This is a genomic window from uncultured Methanobrevibacter sp., assembly GCF_905235195.1.
In the GTDB taxonomy this organism is placed as follows: Archaea; Methanobacteriota; Methanobacteria; order Methanobacteriales; family Methanobacteriaceae; genus Methanarmilla.
The window spans coordinates 1-22,375 of record NZ_CAJOKH010000003.1; the positions used below are offsets into that span (position 1 = coordinate 1).

21 protein-coding genes and 1 tRNA gene are annotated in these 22,375 nt (G+C 26.9%); 11 read left to right on the forward strand and 11 right to left on the reverse strand.

What is annotated here, in order from left to right; all coding sequences use genetic code 11:
- Positions 1-250 precede the first annotated feature (250 nt).
- Both QZ146_RS00395 and QZ146_RS00400 read left to right on the forward strand, forming a co-directional pair.
- The gene (locus QZ146_RS00395; RefSeq protein ID WP_295721356.1) at positions 251-1,216 is read left to right on the forward strand and encodes a DUF2121 domain-containing protein; all 966 of its coding nucleotides are present in this window, start codon (positions 251-253) and stop codon (positions 1,214-1,216) included.
- 85 nt (positions 1,217-1,301) lie between these two features.
- Entirely contained in the window at positions 1,302-2,150 is an 849-nt protein-coding gene (locus QZ146_RS00400; RefSeq protein WP_295721358.1) for an MBL fold metallo-hydrolase, read from the forward strand.
- Between the two features lie 309 nt (positions 2,151-2,459).
- On the opposite strand, the gene acs is transcribed toward QZ146_RS00400, so the two are convergent.
- The 9 genes from acs to QZ146_RS00445 all read right to left on the reverse strand — a co-directional run bounded on the left by acs (position 2,460) and on the right by QZ146_RS00445 (position 15,188).
- Complete coding sequence (acs, locus tag QZ146_RS00405; protein WP_295721360.1) at positions 2,460-4,559, reverse strand: acetate--CoA ligase alpha subunit; 2,100 nt, start codon at positions 4,557-4,559, stop codon at positions 2,460-2,462.
- A gap of 534 nt (positions 4,560-5,093) precedes the next feature.
- Complete coding sequence (gene cysS / locus QZ146_RS00410; RefSeq protein ID WP_295721362.1) at positions 5,094-6,551, reverse strand: cysteine--tRNA ligase; 1,458 nt, start codon at positions 6,549-6,551, stop codon at positions 5,094-5,096.
- A 287-nt stretch (positions 6,552-6,838) separates the two neighbouring features.
- A tRNA-Cys gene (locus tag QZ146_RS00415) sits at positions 6,839-6,910 on the reverse strand.
- Positions 6,911-7,050: 140 nt separating this feature from the next.
- Positions 7,051-7,428, reverse strand: a complete 378-nt coding sequence (locus QZ146_RS00420) for a transcriptional regulator (RefSeq protein ID WP_295721364.1) — start codon at positions 7,426-7,428, stop codon at positions 7,051-7,053.
- A gap of 311 nt (positions 7,429-7,739) precedes the next feature.
- Positions 7,740-8,450, reverse strand: coding sequence for a serine O-acetyltransferase (cysE, locus tag QZ146_RS00425; RefSeq protein WP_295721365.1), 711 nt, complete (start codon positions 8,448-8,450; stop codon positions 7,740-7,742).
- 335 nt (positions 8,451-8,785) lie between these two features.
- Positions 8,786-9,775: a cysteine synthase A gene (gene cysK, locus QZ146_RS00430; protein ID WP_295721367.1), complete on the reverse strand. Its 990-nt coding sequence runs from the start codon at positions 9,773-9,775 to the stop codon at positions 8,786-8,788.
- Positions 9,776-10,281: 506 nt separating this feature from the next.
- Positions 10,282-10,932, reverse strand: a complete 651-nt coding sequence (nth, locus tag QZ146_RS00435) for an endonuclease III (protein ID WP_295721368.1) — start codon at positions 10,930-10,932, stop codon at positions 10,282-10,284.
- A gap of 160 nt (positions 10,933-11,092) precedes the next feature.
- The gene (gene aroA, locus QZ146_RS00440; RefSeq protein ID WP_295721369.1) at positions 11,093-12,421 is read right to left on the reverse strand and encodes a 3-phosphoshikimate 1-carboxyvinyltransferase; all 1,329 of its coding nucleotides are present in this window, start codon (positions 12,419-12,421) and stop codon (positions 11,093-11,095) included.
- 37 nt (positions 12,422-12,458) lie between these two features.
- Positions 12,459-15,188 (reverse strand): valine--tRNA ligase, encoded by a 2,730-nt coding sequence (locus tag QZ146_RS00445; protein WP_295721371.1) that lies wholly within the window; start codon positions 15,186-15,188, stop codon positions 12,459-12,461.
- A 289-nt stretch (positions 15,189-15,477) separates the two neighbouring features.
- Between QZ146_RS00445 and QZ146_RS00450 the strand changes: the two genes are divergently transcribed.
- The 6 genes from QZ146_RS00450 (at position 15,478) to QZ146_RS00475 (ending at position 19,729) form a co-directional block, all read left to right on the forward strand.
- On the forward strand, positions 15,478-15,834 hold the full coding sequence (locus QZ146_RS00450; protein ID WP_295721373.1) for a hypothetical protein: 357 nt from the start codon (positions 15,478-15,480) through the stop codon (positions 15,832-15,834).
- A gap of 86 nt (positions 15,835-15,920) precedes the next feature.
- A complete protein-coding gene (gene pheT / locus QZ146_RS00455; protein WP_295721375.1) occupies positions 15,921-17,579 on the forward strand; it encodes a phenylalanine--tRNA ligase subunit beta in 1,659 nt (552 codons plus the stop codon).
- Between the two features lie 243 nt (positions 17,580-17,822).
- Positions 17,823-18,251, forward strand: a complete 429-nt coding sequence (locus QZ146_RS00460) for a hypothetical protein (protein WP_295721377.1) — start codon at positions 17,823-17,825, stop codon at positions 18,249-18,251.
- 117 nt (positions 18,252-18,368) lie between these two features.
- Positions 18,369-18,842 (forward strand): hypothetical protein, encoded by a 474-nt coding sequence (locus QZ146_RS00465; protein ID WP_295721379.1) that lies wholly within the window; start codon positions 18,369-18,371, stop codon positions 18,840-18,842.
- Between the two features lie 210 nt (positions 18,843-19,052).
- Entirely contained in the window at positions 19,053-19,436 is a 384-nt protein-coding gene (locus QZ146_RS00470; RefSeq protein ID WP_295721381.1) for a hypothetical protein, read from the forward strand.
- A 35-nt stretch (positions 19,437-19,471) separates the two neighbouring features.
- The gene (locus tag QZ146_RS00475; RefSeq protein WP_295721383.1) at positions 19,472-19,729 is read left to right on the forward strand and encodes a hypothetical protein; all 258 of its coding nucleotides are present in this window, start codon (positions 19,472-19,474) and stop codon (positions 19,727-19,729) included.
- A 48-nt stretch (positions 19,730-19,777) separates the two neighbouring features.
- Here the strand turns inward: QZ146_RS00475 and QZ146_RS00480 are convergent, their stop codons facing one another.
- Complete coding sequence (locus tag QZ146_RS00480; RefSeq protein WP_295721385.1) at positions 19,778-20,188, reverse strand: secondary thiamine-phosphate synthase enzyme YjbQ; 411 nt, start codon at positions 20,186-20,188, stop codon at positions 19,778-19,780.
- A 189-nt stretch (positions 20,189-20,377) separates the two neighbouring features.
- A complete protein-coding gene (gene mch / locus QZ146_RS00485; protein WP_295721388.1) occupies positions 20,378-21,340 on the reverse strand; it encodes a methenyltetrahydromethanopterin cyclohydrolase in 963 nt (320 codons plus the stop codon).
- A 449-nt stretch (positions 21,341-21,789) separates the two neighbouring features.
- Here mch and QZ146_RS00490 point away from each other — a divergent pair, with 449 nt between their 5' ends.
- The 3 genes from QZ146_RS00490 to QZ146_RS00500 all read left to right on the forward strand — a co-directional run bounded on the left by QZ146_RS00490 (position 21,790) and on the right by QZ146_RS00500 (position 22,354).
- Complete coding sequence (locus tag QZ146_RS00490) at positions 21,790-21,918, forward strand: hypothetical protein (protein WP_295721390.1); 129 nt, start codon at positions 21,790-21,792, stop codon at positions 21,916-21,918.
- A gap of 113 nt (positions 21,919-22,031) precedes the next feature.
- Positions 22,032-22,163, forward strand: coding sequence for a hypothetical protein (locus QZ146_RS00495; RefSeq protein ID WP_295721392.1), 132 nt, complete (start codon positions 22,032-22,034; stop codon positions 22,161-22,163).
- A gap of 29 nt (positions 22,164-22,192) precedes the next feature.
- Positions 22,193-22,354: a hypothetical protein gene (locus QZ146_RS00500; protein ID WP_295721394.1), complete on the forward strand. Its 162-nt coding sequence runs from the start codon at positions 22,193-22,195 to the stop codon at positions 22,352-22,354.
- The last annotated feature ends 21 nt before the right edge of the window (positions 22,355-22,375 follow it).

Consider the following 22,375-nt stretch of genomic DNA (forward strand, 5'->3'; position numbering starts at 1 on the left):
TGATAAAATAAACAAATTTATAAGAAAATGATTATTTATTAGATTTATTTAAATTCTAATAATTTTCTAATTCTAGAAAAATAGAAATAGATTATTTTAAAAATTTAATTTCATTTAGTTTACAACAATTTATAAAAAGGATAATAAATAAAAGTATAATAAATTGTATATTTATAAAAAATTGGTTAATATTATAATAATTCAATTATTTATGTTTAAAATAAATACTTATTAAAAAATAGGTGTCAAAATGAGTATAATAATTGCATATATTGGAAAAAAAGGCTGTGTAATGGCTAGTGACAAAAGAAGAATTGCATATTTTGGAAATAAAAATGAAAGAGAAGAATTAGAATCTAAATTATATTCTGGAAATATACGCAATGATGAAGAATTATATAAAGAAGCTGCAAAAAGAGACCTTACCTTAAAAATTACAGATGATACTCATAAAATTAAAAAAATCGGTACAGCAGTTATGGGAGAAGTTTCAACTAAAACCACAATGGAAGTTAAAAGAAAACGTATTTATGGAACTACTAATGGTTATCAAATAATTGAACTTGTAGGATCTACATTAAAAAGTAAAGACAAAGGTGCAAGTGGAATTATTATTTTTGGTAACAAAATTGCAAAATCTATAGCAAATCCTCTTGTTAAAGAAAGATGGAAATCTAATATTAGTCTTAAATATATGGGAGATATTTTTGAAGAGATTATTAAAGAAATTGCTGATAAAACACCTTCTGTTGGAAAAGAAGTTGATGTTCTAATTGGAAAAGATGACAGTTTAACACCAACAACAGCTCAAGAATATCTTGATAAAACAGAAGATAGGGACAAAAGACTTTTAGAAAAATATCGAAATCAATTAACAGAGGAACTTGATAAAGCTAATGAGAGTATGGAAATTACTTCAAAACTCATAAATGAAGGCAATATTGGTCGTATTTCAAATATCAATGGTAAAATTCTAAATGTTGTTCTGGAAAATAATGTAGAAGCTTATGATACAAACTGGAAATTATTATCTAAACCAAATGAAGAAGTGATAATGTTACTTAATAAAGATAATGATGGAAACATTATAGATGAAGATAATGTTTCAAACTTTGTAAGTATAGATGATAAAGTAATTATAAAGGATGGAAACTTATGTATTGAAAAAAATAATATTTCCCTTAATTGTAATATTGTTTTATGTAATACAAAATAATTAAAAAGCAGCTGAAATGCAAAATAATAAATTTATATTAATGAATTTTATACACTTTTAAAATTGAAAATTAAATGTGAGAGAAATGAAAATTACATTTTTAGGGACTGGAGGCGGAAGATTTGCCACGATTAGTCAAAAAAGGATGAGTGGCGGATTTAGAATAGATAATATTCATGGTTTTAACCTTCATGTAGATCCAGGTCCAGGTGCACTTATTAGAAGTCTCCAATACAAACTTAATCCAAGTCAAATTAATGGAATTTTTATTTCCCACTGCCACACAGACCATTATAATGATGCAGAAATATTAATTGAATCAATGACTAAAGGAATGATAAGAAATTATGGTCATATAATTGGAAGTAAAAGTGTTATGGAAGGAGTAGACCAATGGGGACCTAGTATTTCCAATTATCACAAAACTAATTCTAAAACTCACATAATAACGCCTGATGAGGAAATTGATTTTGATAAGTTTAAAATAAAAGGAACCCGAACAATTCATGGAGACCCTTGTGGAGTTGGTTTTCAAATTGATACTGGACATACAAAAATATCTTATACTTCAGACACCAAATATTTTGAAGAACTTAGCAGGTACCATAAAGATGCAGATATTTTAATTGGAAGTGTTTTACGCCCAGGAGATAAAGGACTTAAAGGACATATGTGTTGTCAGGATTTTGAAAATCTGATTAAAGAAATAAAACCTAAACTTGCAATTATGACCCATTTTGGTTATAAATTTCTAAAAGAAAATCCGATTAGAGCAGCAAAAAAAATTAAATGGGATACGGGAATTAGAACACTTGCTGCAACAGATGGAATGTGTATAAATATTGATTATAATGATCCTAGAAAATCATATGTTAAAACTTTAAAAGCTAGAGAAATTCCTGGAAAATTCAGCGATGAAATTTTTAAAATTTAATTTATTTAATAAAAGTTTTATAGAAAACCAATTAAATTCTTTCAACTTTTAAAAATCTATTTATTCAATTTTTTTCATTAAAATTTAAATAAAAAGGTTTTAAGTGAAAATAGTAAAAAGATACTAAATAGTAAAACAGTTTAAATACTAAAAAAAGAAAGCAATGAAATACAAAAAATAGTAAAACCATAAAAATACTAAAATTAGTAAAACAGTTAAAATACTAAAAAAATTGTAAAAATACAAAAATAATGAAAATCTAAAAAATATTAGAAAAAGTGAAAAATAATAAAATAAATTATAAATTAATTATAATTTAATTTTAATATCTAAAGCACTTGAACCTTTTTCATAAACAAATATAGGGTTTATATCTAATTCTGAAATTTCATCAAAGTCAAGTGTTAAACGTGCAACACGTTTAATTGTATCTTTAACTTCATCAATATCTCCAGGTGCTTCACCACGGAAACCTTCTAATAATTTATAAACTTTAGTGTTTTCCATTAATTGATCAATTTCATAACTAGTTAAACCATTAGCAATTTTGAATTCTGCATCTTCAATAAGATTTACATAAATTCCACCCATACCAAATGCAATCATAGGTCCAAACTGTTTATCACGGATCATTCCAACAAGTACTTCAATACCAGAATCCATCATTTTTTGTACTTCTACACCATCCGGAGTAATATCTGGATGAGCTGCTTTTGCATTTGCTATAATTTCATCAAATGCTGCTTTAGCTTCATTAACTGAATTGATACCTACTTTTACACCCCCAATATCAGATTTATGTAAAATTTTATCTGATGCAATTTTAAGTACAACAGGGAATTCCATATCTTCTGCAAGTTTTCCTGCTTCATCTGCAGTAGTTGCAAGTTTAATAGGTGCAGCTGAAATTCCATATGCTTCTGCTACTGCATAAGCTTCACTTCCAAGTAATGTATCTCTTCCATCAGCTTTAACTTTAGAGAAAATTTTACTTACAGCATCTTTATCAACATCAGTTAAATTATCTATAGGATAATCATATTCTAGATTTTGTAATTCAGCAAATTTAGTTAAATAACTTAAAGCTTCAATTGCATCTTCTGGGAAAACATAAGTTGGAATACCATTTTCCATTAAAACTTCATTTGCATAATCAAATGAAGGTCCACCCATGTTAACAACTAAAACAGGTTTATTTTTATAATGTTTATATTCTTTAACTAATGAATCTGCAATTTTATCAGGGTTTGCTTTTGCAGTAGGACAAACAATTATAATTAATGCATCCACATCATCTGATTTTAAAAGAATATCTAATGAATCTTGATACCTACTTACAGGTGCATCACCTAATACATCAATAGGGTTATTACTTGTACCTTCTTCAGGAATTACTGCATCTAATTTTTTGGTAGTTTCTTTGGATAATTTTGCTATATCAAGCCCATATTTTTCCATAGCATCTACAGAAATTACTCCTCCACCACCTGCATTAGTAATAACACCTACATTAGATCCTTTTGGAAGAGGACATTTGGAGAAAGCTAAACCTATTTTAAATAATTCATCCATTGTTTCTACACGGAAAATACCTGATTGTTCAAATGAAGTGGTAAATGCATTGTCACTTCCTGCAAGTGCACCTGTATGTGAAGATGCTGCTGCTGCTCCTGCAGCACTTGAACCAGATTTAAGAACTACAACTGGTTTCTTCTTAGATACTTCTCTAATAGTTCTAATAAAGTCTTTATCTTCAGATACACTTTCAAGATAAAGTAAAATAACTGCAGTATCCTTATCTTCAGCCAACTCATGAATAAGTTCTATTTCATTAATACCTGCTTTATTACCTAATGAAACACATTTACTAAATCCAATTCCTGAAATTTTACTCCAATCAATAATAGCTACCATCATTGCTCCACTTTGAGATATGAAAGCCATATTTCCCTTAGGAGTCATAGATTGGGAGAATGAACAGTTAATAGGAGTTTGAGAATCTGTAATACCTAAACTATTAGGCCCAATAAGATTCATATCATATTTATCTTTAATTTCAACAAGTTTTTTCTCTAACTCTATTCCTTCTCCACCAACTTCTTTAAATCCTGCAGTAATAACCACTATATTTTTAACACCTTTTTCACCACATTCTTCAAGTACTGCATTTACTCCCATAGAAGGAATACAAATGAGTGCTAAATCAGGTACTTCAGGCAAATCTATAACGTTTTTATAAGCTTTTAATCCTTGAACATCATCGTCTTTAGGATTAATAGGGAAAATAGATCCTTCGAAACCACATTTTACCATATTATCCACTACAATATATCCAATTTTACCTTCAGAATTTGATGCTCCAATAATAGCAACAGAATCTGGTTTAAACATTTTGTCAATATTTGTCATATATTTTGACTCCTTTAATAATCATTGATAAACTAATAATATTTAAAAATAAATAGAAAATATTTAATTTATTTAGATTAACTATGTCTATTTATAAAATTTATTTGAATATCGAATAATTTAATAAAAATTATATTAATCTCCTTAAAATATAAAAAGGAAGTTACAAATATAATTTTTTTAAAAATTTTTTGATTTATCTAATTTTTAATCATAAGTATTATAAATAATTTATTACGATAACTACTAAAAAATTATTTTCCATTAAAAATGCAAAGTGTATTATAATAAATATTGTTAATTTTTTTATTATAAGTAATTAATAAATATTGCTTTATTTTTTTAGTAAAATTAAGAGTTTATTAAAAATTAATAAAGAAAAAATAAAAATAATTTTAAAATTATATTAAAAATTTGAATAGGATTAAAGAAAATAATTGAAAATATGAATAAATAAAAATAAAAAAATTAGAAACTATTTAATCTTTAAGAATATTAAAATAAAATTAAAAAAAAGAGATTGTAAACTAAAATTTAATCACTGATTTCATAACCCAAATCGGTTAAACGAGTACGAATATCATCAGATAATTCATATTGTTTTTCTAATCTAAGTTTAGCCCTAATATCAGTAATTAAATCCAATAATTCTTCTTCATTATCTCTTGATGATTCATCATCAATGAATATGATTCCTAAAATATCATTTACAGCAAGTAAAAATCCTTTAATAGCCAAAATATCTTTTATATTCAAATCATTTAATTCTTTTTTAGAATTATTTATTAATTCAAATATTGAGGATATAGCTTTAGGAGTATTAAAATCATCATCCATTGCATTGAAAAATGAAACAATTGTTCCTTTTAAAACATCATATGAAGTTGATTCTATAAGATCTATTTGATTTTCTATTTCATCTTCATCATCAAAATGATCATTTAATAATGCATCAATATCTGCAATGTAAGATTTGATTTTATTTAAGCTTTTACCTGCTTGATGAAGACTATCTTTTGAAAAATCAATTGGACTTCTGTAATGAGTTGAAAGTACAAAGAATCTGAATGTTTCAGGAGAAACCTCTTTAAGCAATTCTCTAATTGTAATGAAATTTCCAAGAGATTTTGACATTTTTTCCCCGTTAACATTTAAAAATCCAGTATGGAACCAATAATTCACCATAGGTTTTTTATCAGATAATGCTTCCATTTGAGCAATTTCTGCATCATGATGAGGAAATATTAAATCTAGACCTCCTCCATGAATATCATATTGTTCTCCAAAGTATTCTTCAGTAATAGCTGTATCTTCAATATGCCATCCAGGTCTACCTTTACCCCATGGAGAATTCCAAACAGGTTCACCATAATATTCAGTTGATGTTCTAACTTTCCATAATGCAAAGTCTTTTTCATCTTTTTTAGTTGAATCTGCCTGAAGTCTATGACCTTCAAGTTCATCAATTTTTCTATTTGATAATTTTGCAAATTCTTCAAACTTATTAACTTCAAAATACACACCATTTTCAGTTACATAAGCATATCCTTTGTCAATTAATCTTTGAATTTGTGAGATAATTTCATCCATATGATCTGTTGCTCTCATAAAAAGATTAACACTTTTAATATTTAAGGATTCCATATCTTCTTTGTATCTACGTTCATATTTTCTTGCTAAATCAGAACATAAATCACTTAAATCATCACTCGCTTTAGCAAGATCTTTTGCACGGTTAATAATCTTATCATCAATATCTGTAATGTTTTGCATATATAATACATAATATCCTTTATATTCTAAATATCTTTTTATCATATCAAATGAAACATAGGTTCTACCATGACCTATATGAGCATCATTATAAACAGTAGGTCCACAAACAAAGAATTTTATTCTGTTTTTATTCCTTGATTTAAAATATTCCTTTCTACGACTAAGTGTAGAATATACTTTTAATGTAGCACCATTGTTTTTAATTTTAGTATTCATTTTATCTCCACTCTTCTTTAAAGACAAATAATTTTTTAAAATAATTAAAATTAAAATTAAAATATATAAATTTAAAACAATCCTTTAAGTTTTTAAAAAATATAAAAACTATATTTTCTTATTTTATTTATTTAATAAATATATACTAATCTTTTAAAATAATAACATATAAAATTTTGTAAATATTTAAAAATTTAATTAAAATATTATTTAAAAATAAAACAAGAAAAAAATAAATATTTTATTAAAAGTGTATAACTAGAAAAAAACAGAATAAATATTAAAAAAGGCAAGATAGGGATTTGAACCCCAGTATCATGGTCTGCAGCCACGCACCTAAGCCTCTCGGTCACCTTGCCATAAATAATTTGATAAAAATACTTTATTAAAAACAGTATATAAACATATGTATTTTTTATAATATATAAAGTTTTTTAAAACATCTATTTTTATAAAAATTTAAAGAATTATAAACATTTGAAAAAATTAATTGAAAAAATTAATGATGGGCCTTGGAACCTAAACAGGCATGACATTCTAAAGGCATATTACCTTTTTCATGATGTAATTGACACATTACATCTTCTGCCTTGATTTGTTTACATATACTACAGGTACGTGGAATAATATCAAGTTTAGTAGCTTTTTTATTATATAAATCAAATGCAAATTCTTTTACTAAATCCTTAATATTATCTGAAAGAATTAGTTCACTACCTCTTTTATCTGTAATATATTGACTTACAGCAGGTTGAGTAATATCCATTAATTCAGAAATATCTTTTTGTTTCATTCCTAGGTCTAAAAGTTGTTTAGCCAATTCTGATCTAATTGCAGGAATAACATACCAAACTACCATTTCACAAGGAGGTTTCATAATATCACCATTAATTCATATATATGAATTTAATAAATCAATTAAAAATAAATTCTATATAAGTAAACTTGAGTATATTATAACTTTAATAATATATAAAACTATTGTTATATTTATTATAACATCTTTGTAAATGAATAATTTTTAAAAAATTCAATAAATTAAAATTATAAAGCCTAATTAGAAAAAAATTCAATGGATAATAAAAAATACATAAAAAATATTTATTCAATAAAAAAATAAGGAATAAATATTAATTTATATTTTAAAAAAAATTTAGAAATTGAAAATTATGAAAAATACTAATTATATTAATCTTTAAAAATCATATCATTTTCAAATTCCTTACAATCATTATACTTAAAATCCGGATCATCAATACCATGGAATTTTTTAAGTGTCTGAATTTCCTCTTCAATCTTATCTTGACGTTGAAGTAAATGTTTTAAAGATTCTTTAACAGGATCAGGAAGTTTACTATGTTCAAGGTTTAAAGGAGAAATAGTATCTTCACTTCTAACAATACGCCCAGGAACCCCTACACAAGTAGAGTTTGGTGGAACATTTTTTAAAACAACTGAACCTGCACCTATTTTAGAATGTGCACCAATAGTTACATTACCCAGTACCTTTGCACCTGCACCAACTACCACATCATTTTCAATAGTAGGATGTCTTTTTTTCTTTTCAAGTGAAGTACCTCCTAAAACTGCTCCTTGGTATAATAATACATCATCACCAACAATTGCAGTTTCACCTATAACTATGCCCATACCATGGTCTATAAAGATTCTTCGACCAATTTGTGCTCCAGGATGTATTTCAATACCAGTTAGAAATCTAGCAATTGTTGAAAAGAATCTTGCTAAGAATTTAGCACCTTTATTCCATAACCAATGATTAATAAGATGAAACCAAATAGCCCAAATCCCTGGATAACAAAATAAGACTTCTACACTACTACGGCTAGCAGGGTCTCCTGCTTTAGCAGATTTGATATCTTCCTTCATTCGCTTAAACATCTTAATCACCGATTATTAAATAATTAAAAAAATAAGATTAACAGTAAAATTTAAATATACATATAATTTTAAAATTAAAATATATAAATATTATTCTTAATTTTTAAATAGAAATTATTTAGTAAATAATAAAAATTTACATGTATAGGTTTATTTTAATGGAATAATTAAAAATTATAATGATTTTTTTATAAAATAGAAATTTTAAACCTTGTTCTAATTTTGAAAAAAATTTTAAAAATATGAAAAATTTAAAAAAAATTAAAAAGAGAGATTAAAAATTAAACGAAATAAAAAATTGTTTTTATATGAAAAATTAAAAAAACTATATTATGTTATTCCATTGGGAAAACTTCAGGACCATGTTCAGTATATAAGTCATTGAATATCCAATCAACAGACAAGTATCTCTCACCAGTATCAGGTAAAATAGCAACGATAGTTTTACCTTTATTTTCTTCTAATTTAGCTAAGTGTAATGCTGCAAATGTTGCTGCACCTGAAGAGATACCTGCAAGAATACCTTCTTTTTTAGCGAGATTAAGTAAGGTTGATGCTGCATCTTCATCTTTTACAGGGAATATTTCATCAACTGCATCACCATGATATGTTTCAGGTATAAATCCAGCACCAATTCCCTGGATTTTATGAGGACCCGGAGTGCCTTTTCCTAAAACCTGTGAAGTATCAGGTTCAACTGCAACTGCTTTTAAATTAGGATTAACTTCTTTAATACCTTCTGAAATACCAGTAATAGTTCCACCAGTACCTACACCCGCTACAACAATATCCACTTTACCATCAGTATCTCTTAATATTTCCTGTGCAGTGGTTTTTTTATGGAATTTAGGATTAGCTTGATTTACAAATTGTCCCGGATTAATTGAATTTGGAATTTCCTCCAGTAATTCATTTGCTTTTTTAATAGCTCCACCCATACCCTCACTACCAGGAGTTAAAACGATTTTTGCACCGAATATAGCTAGTAATTTTCTCCTTTCTAATGACATTGTATCAGGCATAGTGAAAATTACTTTATAACCTCTTTGTGCAGCAACAAAACCAAGTCCAATACCCATATTTCCACTTGTAGCTTCAATAATTGTTGAATCTTCATTTAATAGTCCTCTTTCTTCCAAGTCTTCAATTAATGCAAGACCCACTCTATCTTTTACACTACTTATAGGATTAAAAGATTCAAGTTTTACAAGAACATCTGCATCTAAATCTCCTGCCAAATTATTTAATCTTACAAGAGGAGTGTTACCTACTGTTTCTGTTATATTTTCTGCAATACCTCTAGTTATCTCTGGAAGGTTAACCATATTATCACCTAATGATTCTTTTATTATACTCGTTGTTTTTTTATAAAAATAATTCTAAATGTAAAAAATATTTCCTTAATTTCTATTTATTATTTAATTAAATTTTTTTATAAATTATTTATTCAATATTTTTTACAATTTCAAATTTTAATAATATAAAAATTTCAATTAAATCAAATTAAATTTAAAGCATTAATTAAATTATTTAGTAAAAAAACCCATAAATATATTATAGGTTTTAAAACAATTAATTCAAATAATGCTTTAAATATTTTTACAATTTATTTATCCAAAAATTCACTATTAAAATTTTCGTTATATAATTAATATTTAAATATAACAATTGTTATAAAATCTCTAAAACTTATATTAGCTTATGAAAAATATTAAATAAAAAATTATATAACTATTGTTATATTAGTTTTCCTTCCTTATAAACTTTTTGATAAAAATTTTAAAAAATTCTAAAAAAAGTATAATGAAAAATAAGAATAATAAAAAATAAATTAATCTTTATTTTTTTCATCACTTAAGGGATCATAATCACAATAGTCTGAAATTGGACAAACTTCACATTGGGGTGAAATAGGCCTACAAATTGTTTGACCAAATTGAACCATTAAATCATTTAATTCTATCCACAAATCTTTAGGAACAAATTCCATAAGAGCCATTTCAGTAGCTTCAGGTTTATTTGTAGAAACAAGACCCCATCTATTGGAAATCCTATGAACATGAGTATCAACAGGAATAGCTGGCTCATTAAATGCAAAAACTAAAACACAATTAGCAGTTTTTCTACCAACACCTGGAAGTTCAACTAATTCTTCAATATTATTTGGAACAATTCCGCCATATTGGTCTATTAATAATTTTGAAACTTCCTTAATACGGCTTGCTTTAACCCTATAAAAACCTGCAGGCTTGATAAGCTTTTCAACATCTTCTATCGGTGCATCACAAACTGCATAAATATCAGGATAAACATTAAATAAATTATCAGTAGCTTGGTCTGTATTCTCATCTCTAGTTCTTTGAGATAAAATAGTTCTAATTAAAACTTCATAAGGATCTCTTTCACGTAAAACCCGTATAGTATAATTTCTCTTTAATATTTCCATGATTTTTTCTATTTTTATAACCCTATCATCACACATAAAATTCCTCTAATATTCTAATAAACTTAATACTTAATAAAGATATGATAAATAATATATATGCTAATAAGCTTAATTATGTTTAATAGACTTATTAACTAATAATTCTAATTATACTCTAAGCTAATTTATAATTATTTATATTAACATAACTTATTAATTAATCATAACTTAAGTCTAAATCAACACCGATTTGAGACATTAATTCTATAAAGTTAGGAAAAGAGACATTAAATACATCCCCATCTTCAACAGTAATATTATAACCTTTAAGATTAAGTAAACTAAATGCCATAGCCAATCTATGGTCTTTATGTGAAGAAACTAAAAAATTCTCCTTAGTATCTAATGTTTTTCCATAAATAATTATCTCATCTTCAAACTCCTCAAGTTTACATCCACATTTTCTAAGTTCTTCACATGTAGTTGCAATTCTATCTGTTTCTTTAAATCTTGTATGTCCTATACCAGTTATTTTAGTTGTACCTTCTGCAAGTGAAGCTAAAATAGCTACAGTAATCAATAAATCAGGAGCATCTGATAAATCTACTTCAGGAATTGCTTTTAAATTACCATCAGATTTAATAATAATATAAGTATCTTCACGGATAATCGTTGGACCCATTTTTTCAATAATATCCAATATTATTTTATCTCCTTGTTTAGAATCTTTAAATAAATTTAATATTCTAAGTTCCCCCCCAAAAATTCCACAAGCAGCAAGTAAATAAGAACTAGAAGAATAATCACCCTCAACAATATATTCACAAGCAGTATATTCTTGAGGTGAAATATTAAAGCTAGTAATATTATTTTCTAAATTAATGTCTTTAACATTTACAGAAAATTTTTCCATAACATCGATCGTCATATCAACATAAGGCCTAGATACAAATTCAGGTAAAACTTCAAGTTTTACACCTTCTTTAGTAAGTGGTGCTGAAATTAAAATAGAGGATATAAATTGTGATGAAACATTTCCAGAAATTTGTGATTGTCCTCCAATAAAACCAGGATAAACTGTAATAGGTGCATTGCCCCCTGTTGATTCTATTTTAACGCCAAGTTGACTTAATGCATCTAAAAGATCATCCATTGGTCTTGTTTGAAGTGATGCATCACCAGTGAAAATTACTTTTTTATCTCCTAATGCTGCAATAGAGGTTAAAAGTCTTAAAGAAGTCCCGGAGTTTGCTAAATTAATTACTGGTTCTCTTTTAACACCTGAAATTAAAGGTTCAAAATTAGGTTTGACTTTACCTGCAAGTCCTTCAATTTCAAGATAATCTCCAAAATTAGTAATATTTGCTCCTAAATCATTACATGCAGATAAAGTAGCTAGTGTATCTTCTGACAATAATGGATTAAAAATTAAACTTCTACCTTTTGCAAGTGAAGCTAAAATAATTGCTCTGTGAGTATAACTTTTAGAAGAAGGTGCTTTAACTTCACCACCTAATTCTAAACAACCCTTAAATTTTAATTTCATAATAATCATTTCATAATAGTTTTAATAAATATAATAATTAACGAATTACTTCTAAAATAATATCTAATTTTTCAGATTGGAAAATATCAACTTTTTCTCCAGTTGAGCCAAGAACTTCAGTTTTAAGATTTAAATAATCAGGACCTACTTCCAACTCATCAATGGTTAGTTTACCTGATTGGTCAAGTTCTTTTGCAATTTCCTCTGGAGAGTGAGATTTAATATATCCAATAACCTTACCAGCATCTTTTCTAAATTCTGGGCCAATTTTACTCATATCTGGTTCGACTTCAATTACCTTTTCATGAACATCAGGTTTACCAGTTTGAATGTTAAGCTCTGTGATTTTTAAGGTTCCTTTAATATCCTCGGAGTATAAATTAAAAATGTCCTTCAAATCTTCATTGGTATAAACATTTACCACATTAATAGGAACATTTAAGGGTATTTTATTTGAAGATTTGAATCTTCTAACCTCATCAATTAATTCAATAGATAAATCACCATTAACCCTTAAGAAATCATCATCAAATGTTTCTATTATATCCGGCCATTGTTGAATATGTATACTTTCGCTACTGAAGTGTTGATATACTTCTTCTGTAAAGAAAGGAGTAATTGGAGAAAGTAGTTTCAAAGTGTTTTCAACAATGAATTTTAAGGTGAATTTTCCAGCAATTCTTGACTCCTCACTTACATCATCACCATATAACCTATATTTTACAGCTTCAATATATTCATCACAGAAATCATGCCATACAAATTGTTCAATACTGGTTATAGTCTTTGCATATTCAAAATCACTGAAAGCTTGATCTGTAATTCTATTTAATAAATTAAATTTAGCTATAATCCATTTATCCATAGGGTTTAAATATTTTTCAATTTTACATGAATTTGATAAGTCATCACTAGAGAATATGTGCATACTAATAAATCTAAATGCATTCCAGAATTTTCTAAGGAATTTATATCCATGTTTAATATCCTTCCATGCAAATGCAACATCAGAGCCTGGAAGACTGTTTGCAGCCCATGCCCTTAAAGGGTCAGCACCATATTCATCTATAACCTCTTCAGGCCCAATAACATTTCCCCGGGATTTACTCATTTTATATCCATCTTCACCAAATACCATACCATTAATAATAATATCATTCCATGGTTTTTCACCAGTTAATGCTAAACATCTAAGCATTGTATAAAATGTCCATGTACGAATAATATCATGTCCTTGAGGACGAATGGTAGAAGGGAAATCCTTTACATAAGAAGGATCTGGCCAATTAGCAACAGAAAGTGGAGAAATTGAACTGTCCATCCAAGTATCTAAAACATCAGTCTCAGCAATGAATTCTTGACAGCCACATTCACATGGTTGTTTTGGCATATCTTCAGTTGGATCTATTGGTAAATCTTCTTCATTTGGTAATATTACTTTACCACATTCTTTACAATACCATACAGGTATTGGAGTTGCAAATAACCTTTGCCTAGAAATACACCAATCCCATTCCATAGAATCTGCCCAATTTAAAAGTCTTGATTCCATATGGTCTGGTATCCATCTAATCTCACTAGAAGATTTTTTGACATCATCTATTAATTTTCTAACTGCAATAAACCATTGTTTTTTAACTAAAATTTCAATTGGTGTTTTACATCTCCAACATTGACCTACATTTTGATCAAGATCTTCTTGTTTAATAAGATATCCTTCTTCTTTTAAATCATTAATAGATGCTATTTTAGCATCTTTTAAGCTCATACCTTCAAACCTACCTGCAGCAGATGTCATAATTCCTTGTTCTGTAATAGCTTCAATAATATCCAAATCATATTTATTTACCCATGATACATCAGTTTTATCCCCAAAGGTACAAATCATTACAGCCCCAGTACCAAATTCTGGATCTACTTCTTCATCAGCGATAATTTTAACTTTTTGTGAAGTTAAAGGTACTTCTACATAATTTCCTAAAAGATGATTATATCTTTCATCTTCTGGATGAATAACAACTGCAACACATGCTGACATAAGTTCCGGTCTTGAAGTTGCAATTAAAATCCCCTTCTCTTTAGGATCAACCTTGTTTGAATCAGATTTAATATAAGAGTTATCTTCAGGAATATTACTAACATCAGACAAATCTGCAGGTGGGAAATTAACATAATTTAATTGAGATTTATTATCAGAATATTCGACTTCTGCAAATGCAATAGCTGTCTCACATCTAGGACACCAATATACAGGGTGGATACCTCTATAAATTAAGCCCTGATCATACATCTTTAAAAAAGACAATTGAGTTCTTTTTCTATATTCTGGAGTCATTGTAATAAATTCCCGACTCCAATCCTGTGAAAATCCCACTGATTGCATCTGACGACGCATAAGCGCAATATTTTCTGTGGTTAATTCTACACACATTTTTCTAAATTCTGATCTTGAAACATCATTTTTCTTAATATTATGAGTTTCTTCAACTTTCACTTCAGTAGGAAGACCATGACAATCCCAACCTTGAGGGAATAATACATCATAACCTTTTAAACGCCTATATCTTGCATCCATATCCATGTAAACCCAATTTAATACATGGCCCAAATGTAATTTTCCAGTTGGATAAGGTGGTGGAGTATCAATAATATATCTTGGTCTTGTTCCATCACCAAGATATTTAAAAATTTCATCATCTTGCCATTTTTCTTGCCATATTTTTTCCTTATTATGGTCATAATCCTTTTCTATATTTTTAGCAGACATAATTTCCCTATAAAAAAGTTTTTAAAGTATTAATAAAAAATTATAAGCTTTTAAATAATATTTATAAAAAATTAAAATAAATCTTTACAACACTATTTAATATAAATTTAATAATAAATAAATATTTATTAATATAATTAATAAAATAAATAGATAATGATATTCTATTAAATATTAAAATTAATATTATCTTGAAAACAATTGAAATTTAAATAAAAATTATTAAAATTAAAAGTATGTAAATGAAATTAAGTTAAAATATTTTTTAAAATCTTGTGGAGAAATAAAAATGGAACATTTATGGTTTTATATTGCGATTGCATTAGCTGTAAGTGATTTAATACATGGCCGATTAGTTTGGGATGTATTTAGTAATTTCTATATCGTATTTGGAGGTATGCTAAATACTACAACAAAAGACAATAAGTTGGCATGGTTATTTCATGAACTTTTAGAAGCACTATTCCATTTTATTCTAATTTCAATTATTTTCTTAAATATTGAAATAGGAGTAATAGCTGCATTAATACATTTATCTATCGATATATGCCATACATTATTTATACAAGATATGTCTGCAATACAACATAGAACATTACATTTTATTATTGAATCGGCAATATTTATTATAATATTCGGATTTTAAAAAATCAAAAAATTAGTTACTAAAACAAATAGCTACTAAAAATTATTATATCATTTATAAAAAAAATAATTAAGGGAGAACAACTCATGCCGGTAATTACATTTGAATATGATGATTTAAAAGATTTAGGAATAAATATTGAAAAAGAAAAGCTTATTAATACATTACCCATGATTGGGAGTGACATAGAGGATTATAATGATAAAGAAATAAAAGTAGAGTTCTTCCCAAACCGTCCAGATAATTTATCTGTTGAAGGGGTTGCAAGATCCCTTAAAGGATTTTTATCACAGGAAACAGGCCTTCCCCAATACAATGTAGAATCTTCAGGTGAAAAGGTTTACATTTCAAAAGAAGTGGAAAAAATTAGGCCATATATTGCTTTTGCAAAAATCGAAAATGTAGATTTTAGTGGAAATAAGATCAAATATATTATGGATTTTCAAGAAAATCTTCATTGGGTAATTGGAAGAGACCGAAAAAAAGTAGCTATAGGCGTACATAATGCAGATGTGATAAGTGGAGATTATAAATATATAGCGACCGAAAAAGATGAAAACCCCTTTATCCCTCTTGAAATGGATAGAAAACTTAAACCTGGCGAAATATTTACAGAACATGAAACAGGAAAAAAATATGCACATCTTCTTGAAGACTTTGACAAATACCCCTTAATTTTAGATAGTGAAGATAGAATCTTATCAATGCCCCCAATTATTAATGGAGAATTAACCAAACTTACTGAAGATACTCACACCATTATTGTTGATGTGACAGGTACTGATAAAAAAGCTGTAGAAGACAGTTTAAACATTTTAGTATCATCATTTGCAGAAGTTGGTGGACAAATTAAAAGTATGGAAATGGTTTATGAAGATCAAAGCTTTACAACCCCTAATTTAAGTCCAAAAGAAAAATTAGTAAATGTTGATTTATGTAATGAACTTATTGGTGGAACTTCACTTAATAGTGAAGATGTTAAATTATTACTTGAAAAAGCAAGATTTGATGCTGAAATCATAAGTCCTAATGAGTTAAAAGTTAAAATTCCTCCATTTAGATGTGATATTTTACACGAAGTAGACATTGTTGAAAATGTTGCAATACAATACTGTATTAATAAAATTCCAAGTAAACTTCCAGAAATCAGTACTGTTGCATACGAACATGACTGGTTTAAAGGAGAAAAAACCATTCGTGAACTTATGGTAGGTTTAGGATTTAATGAAGTAATGAGTTTAATGTTAACTTCAGAAGAATCACATTATAAAAAGATGTTACAGAAAGAAACAGAACATGTTCAAGTATCAAAACCTATTAGTGTTGAAGGAACTATGATTAGAACCAGTTTACTAAATAATTTACTAGAATTTTTAGATGATAATAAAGCAGAAGATTTGCCTCAAAAAATATTTGAAATTGGTGATGTTCTATACATAGATGAAAGTACTCAATTTAATGTAAGGACTGGTAAAAAACTTGCAGGAGCAGTATGTCATTCAAATGCAAACTTTACTGAAATGAAATCTATTGTATCTAATGTACTCTCTAATTTAGGTTATACTATGGAAGTTTTTGATTCTGACAATCCTAGTTTTATTCAAGGTAGAGTTGCAAACATTAAAGGAAATTCTAAAAATGGAAATATTGAAGGATTCTTTGGTGAAGTTTCACCAGAAGTAATTACTAATTTTGATATAGAATATCCTATTATAATGTTTGAAATTGAATTTTTAAGAGATTAAGTCTCTTAAAAACTTTTTTTATTTGTTGACTATTGGTTTTATTCCGTTTTTATAATTTCTGTAAAATCTAGAAAATTAATAGTTTTGTTAAATACTAGATGAATGAGGGCAATCTATTATCAATGCGTATAATTCTAAACTAATTAGTTGTAACTATTTCTGAGCTTAGAAAAGAATATACATTTAATGTGTTGGATTTAAATAAGTAATCCTTGGTTACTTAAATAATTTAATGTGAAATTAATGATTGTTCGTAAATTAAACTTTTTAATGCCTCCAGATGGTTATAAAAAAGTTGAAGCAAATATAATAGAAGAAGATAAAGTATGTGCTATTTATATAAAAAATAAGGGATATTGTTTTTATATAAACGACGAAGAAGATGATATGTTTTTAATCAATACTAATTTGGCTCCTGATGAATTTAAATTAGATCAAAATGCCCAAGAAAAAGAAGATTTTATAAACCTTGTCAAAATTTTATTAGACCAAATATATGAAGGTGTAGATATTCCAGAATATGAAAAACAACATCATAAATTCGTATTTCTAAAAATTATGGATTTATTTAATACAGATGCTATAGAAATAATTGATAATGATTCTGATTTGTATAAAAAAGTCGAATTAGGATTTATTAAATTGGATATAGATTTGTTAAACATAAAATAAAGACAAACTTACTATTAATAGGAATACTACTAAAATTTCCAATAATATTTCTGAAAATGAGATTAAATCTTCTATTATAAGTTTTAAAGATAAATTTTTATAAAATAGGTGATTAATATGACAACTTGTCCAGTTTGTGGAAAAGAGATAGGCGATGAAAAATTCTGCCCTAATTGTGGTTCAGCTATAAAAAATGAAAATAAAGAAACTGATAATTTATCAACTAATGATAATAACAGTAATGATAATGATAATGATAATAATATTAAATATTGTACTAATTGTTGTTCTGAAATTGATTTTAATGCAGAAATCTGTCCAAAATGTGGTGTTAGACAGACATCAAGTACTATAGGCAAATCAGATAAAAGTGAAGTTCTAGCTTTGGTTTTGTCACTTATTCTTCCAGGTTTAGGGCATTTCTATTTAGGACTTCCAAAGAAAGGTATTATAATATTAATATGTGCAATAATTGGAGTTTTCTTATTATTTATCCCATATGTTATTGTATTGATTTATGCTATATATGATTCATATAAATCTGCTATGGCATTAGCAAATGGAGAAACTGTTGAAGACAAATTATTTTAAATAGTTAGAAGAAATTTTCTATAGAATGTTCAAAGTGGGTGCAAAAGCAGACAATAATTCTAAATTTCTGCTAAATGCAAAATCCATCACAAACTAATCCTAATAATCCATTCAAAATAGTTTTAAGAAAAGTAAATATGTAAATTATAGTTCCATAGACCAAAATAACAATAAAACAAATTTTAATTTTTTTCTAATAGGGGCGAATAAATGGTAAAATGTTCTACTTGTGGTTATGAAGCTGAAGAAAGTTATTTTTGTCCAAATTGTGGTTCACATATAATTAAAACAGCTTCTTCTATTCAAAATAATGATATAAATATTAAAGATAATCAATTATCAGATGATGAAGAAAAAACATCTGCTAATGAAAATAAAGATATGTATGATAATATAATCGATTTTGATGATAAAATTTCAGGCAAATTAAGTGGTTTATTTGCAAAAAGTAAAGCTAGGGATTTTGTCTTAGATAAAACTGCTTCTTATAGATATAAAAATATTTCTAAAAGTACCAATAATGGAATGGATAGAAAATATTTTGAAAAAATTGAACCAGTATTTCTTGAAGTATATGACTCTATAAGGATTTAATTGTTAAAGACATTTTTCTTTATGAAAGAAGCATGATGATAAATGGAGGCATAGTTGGTACTATAGTCTCTCAAGTTTACACTCCAACAAAAGATATGCCTCATGACAAATCAGTAGAATTTTACCAAGATATAGTAAATAAGATTGTTAGCGAGATTAATGAAGAGAAAGAAAAAGGTAGTTTTGATGAAGAAACATTCTATAAAAACAAAATAAAACAATCTTCATTAGACAATGTTTCCCTATTAGGCATTTCTAAATCAATGAAATTGTTCAAACGAAATAAAAATTAGATGTAGTGGAGGATTAAAAGTATAAATTATTTAACAACACCAAAATATTTATTCTCCTATTATAGTCAAATCTACTTTTCTTTTAGAGCGTGGCCCATCCAATTCTATGAAAAAAACTGATTGCCATGTACCTAAATCCATACGGCCATCAACAATAGGAATTGTTTCCTGAGGAGATAAAAATAGTGATTTTAAATGTGAATGAGCATTATGATCTATAATATCATGACTATACTCATTTCTCTCAGGTATTAAATCATATAAAATATTTTGAATATCACAACCAAGACCCTGCTCATTTTCATTAATGATAATTGCAGAGGTAGTGTGTTTTGTAAAAATATTTATTAATCCAAGTGAAACTGAAGATTTAACTATTTTTTCATTAATATATTGAGTTATATCAATAATCTGAAATCTGGTTCTTGAATTAATAACTAAACTATCCTTAATAATCATTTTCCCACCTTAAAAAAATTAAGAAATAATTAATTTAAATTTATATAAAAATAATATAAAATTTTTATGTAAAAATAAAATTAATATTAAAAAATTAAAAAAAAACTTTAAATTAAGAAAAACTATTTTAAATAAAAAATAAAAAAAAGAGTAAATTAGTTGAAAACTAATTGAATAAATGAAATCTACTTAAACACCAAATGATTTTTTAAGTAATTCTACATTTACATATCCTTCTTTGTAAACATTACCCGTAGTTAAATCATTTATAACTACTTCTGCAGGTGCAAACATTCCTTTATCAATTTGATAGAAATCGAAACCAGCAGCTTTAAAAGTATCATAGAATGGTTCCCCATAACCTTCAGCAGCAGATGATGGAACTTCTTTAGCTAAAGCTTCAATGTCATCTCCTTCTTCAGATTCAAGATAATAATAAGTTCTTCCACCAAATAATACAGCATCATTAGTTCTTCCCATAGCTTTTAATCCATCAGGAGTTACAGGTGCAATAGGTGCAATACCTGCAGCATGTTTAACTTTAGTAACATCGAATTTAAGGAATTCTAACATTTTATAAGTACCGTTTTCTACAACTCTTCCAGAAATTTGAATAGATCCAACAAGAGAAGAAGTAGGAGCAACGAGTAAGTAAACATTTGCAACATCAACCTTACATTCATCTGCAACATATTGTGCTACATCTTCACCAGGTATAACATCAGCTTCTAAAGTTAAAATTGCTAAATCAGCATCATCTTTATAACCGATTTCCTCATAAGTTTCAGCAGGATTTAAGGATAAAGCTCTTGCAGGTCCAGAACCTAATGCGAAGAAATCTCCAACACCAACAGACCAGCCTGCTTCTTGTGAACCTAATGTTGCAATAGCAGGATAATCAGTTTTTATTTTAACAGAAGGAAGTGCGAATTTTTCAGATAAATCTCCAGGAATTGAAATCCCTACATCAGCAAGGCCACCAAGACAGATTTTAGTATATAATTCACCTGCTTTAAAACTACCTTTAACATTGACACCACAATCAATTACAGTGGCACCATTTGATAATTTTGAAATAGCAACATTAATTTCATCTGCCTTTTTAATCATTTCATCTACAACTTTTTTTGCTTCTACGTTTACACTAACCATAGTTTAAACCTCAAAATAATTATTTTGATATGTAATAAGCTTATAAGTAAAAATTAAAATTAAATTAAAAAAAATAAATTAATATAATTTAAAATATTATTACAATAAATATAAGCTAACTATTAATAATTTATTAAATAATATTATTTAAAATTTTATAGTAAAATAAGCACACCTTGAGAAAATATTATTAAAAAAAAAATTATTAAAATTGCCTTATAGAATTCACCGGGAGCAAAAACCTTTGCTATTTTTTTGTATAAATGAAAATAAACCTAAAAATATATATCTTAATACTTTAATAATACAATATACATAAAATTAGAGAAATTTAATTTAAATATTGTAAAACATACATTAAAATGTTAAATTGAAAGATAATAAGGATATGATTATAGAATAATGATTTAAAAATTAAGTTAAGTTATAATAAATATAAGGAGAAAAAAATGTATTGTTCAAATTGCGGAGAATTAAATGAAGAAAATACAATATGCTATAAAAAATGTGGAACGAAATTAAAAAACGATGATAAACCAACAGAAATTAAAAAAAAACATCTGAAAAAAATAAGATAATAATAATTGCACTTGTCTCAGCAACGATTGTTTTAGCTCTATATGTGATTTTTGCATGAGTATCTTTAAAATGACAAGTTCCTTTAGAAACCCACGATTTTTCAATATTTAAAATGGATGTTCCAGTTGGGTTTTACTTTGTTGAAACACAACCCATACCAAATTATGGGTACGGAGGTTTAATTACCTTGGAAAATAATGGAAAATACTCCAATGAAGTTGGTATTTTAATGGTTTCAATATAGGAGGTTCGAGTCATCCACGAAAAGTCAGCTTGGAGCGAACAGATGGAGACATTGAAGTATTTAAAGAAGATGATAGTGATATATATTTCATTCAACAAGATATCGATGATTATCACTTCATAGTGAGTGGAAGAGATGACCAAACCATTATTAAAATGTTAGAATCAATACAGCTGACTGGTTCAGAATAATTGAATCCTATTAAAAAGTTT

Coding starts and splice junctions, on each gene's coding strand:
- QZ146_RS00395 (WP_295721356.1), top strand. CDS start 251: ATGAGTATAATAATTGCATATATTGGAAAAAAAGGCTGTGTAATGGCT.
- QZ146_RS00400 (WP_295721358.1), top strand. CDS start 1,302: ATGAAAATTACATTTTTAGGGACTGGAGGCGGAAGATTTGCCACGATT.
- QZ146_RS00495 (WP_295721392.1), top strand. CDS start 22,032: ATGGATGTTCCAGTTGGGTTTTACTTTGTTGAAACACAACCCATACCA.
- nth (WP_295721368.1), bottom strand. CDS start 10,932: ATGTGTGATGATAGGGTTATAAAAATAGAAAAAATCATGGAAATATTA.
- QZ146_RS00450 (WP_295721373.1), top strand. CDS start 15,478: ATGGAACATTTATGGTTTTATATTGCGATTGCATTAGCTGTAAGTGAT.
- mch (WP_295721388.1), bottom strand. CDS start 21,340: ATGGTTAGTGTAAACGTAGAAGCAAAAAAAGTTGTAGATGAAATGATT.
- QZ146_RS00480 (WP_295721385.1), bottom strand. CDS start 20,188: ATGATTATTAAGGATAGTTTAGTTATTAATTCAAGAACCAGATTTCAG.
- QZ146_RS00490 (WP_295721390.1), top strand. CDS start 21,790: ATGTATTGTTCAAATTGCGGAGAATTAAATGAAGAAAATACAATATGC.
- QZ146_RS00465 (WP_295721379.1), top strand. CDS start 18,369: ATGACAACTTGTCCAGTTTGTGGAAAAGAGATAGGCGATGAAAAATTC.
- cysE (WP_295721365.1), bottom strand. CDS start 8,450: ATGTTTAAGCGAATGAAGGAAGATATCAAATCTGCTAAAGCAGGAGAC.
- QZ146_RS00470 (WP_295721381.1), top strand. CDS start 19,053: ATGGTAAAATGTTCTACTTGTGGTTATGAAGCTGAAGAAAGTTATTTT.
- QZ146_RS00475 (WP_295721383.1), top strand. CDS start 19,472: ATGATAAATGGAGGCATAGTTGGTACTATAGTCTCTCAAGTTTACACT.
- QZ146_RS00460 (WP_295721377.1), top strand. CDS start 17,823: ATGATTGTTCGTAAATTAAACTTTTTAATGCCTCCAGATGGTTATAAA.
- pheT (WP_295721375.1), top strand. CDS start 15,921: ATGCCGGTAATTACATTTGAATATGATGATTTAAAAGATTTAGGAATA.
- QZ146_RS00445 (WP_295721371.1), bottom strand. CDS start 15,188: ATGTCTGCTAAAAATATAGAAAAGGATTATGACCATAATAAGGAAAAA.
- aroA (WP_295721369.1), bottom strand. CDS start 12,421: ATGAAATTAAAATTTAAGGGTTGTTTAGAATTAGGTGGTGAAGTTAAA.
- cysK (WP_295721367.1), bottom strand. CDS start 9,775: ATGGTTAACCTTCCAGAGATAACTAGAGGTATTGCAGAAAATATAACA.
- acs (WP_295721360.1), bottom strand. CDS start 4,559: ATGACAAATATTGACAAAATGTTTAAACCAGATTCTGTTGCTATTATT.
- QZ146_RS00420 (WP_295721364.1), bottom strand. CDS start 7,428: ATGAAACCTCCTTGTGAAATGGTAGTTTGGTATGTTATTCCTGCAATT.
- cysS (WP_295721362.1), bottom strand. CDS start 6,551: ATGAATACTAAAATTAAAAACAATGGTGCTACATTAAAAGTATATTCT.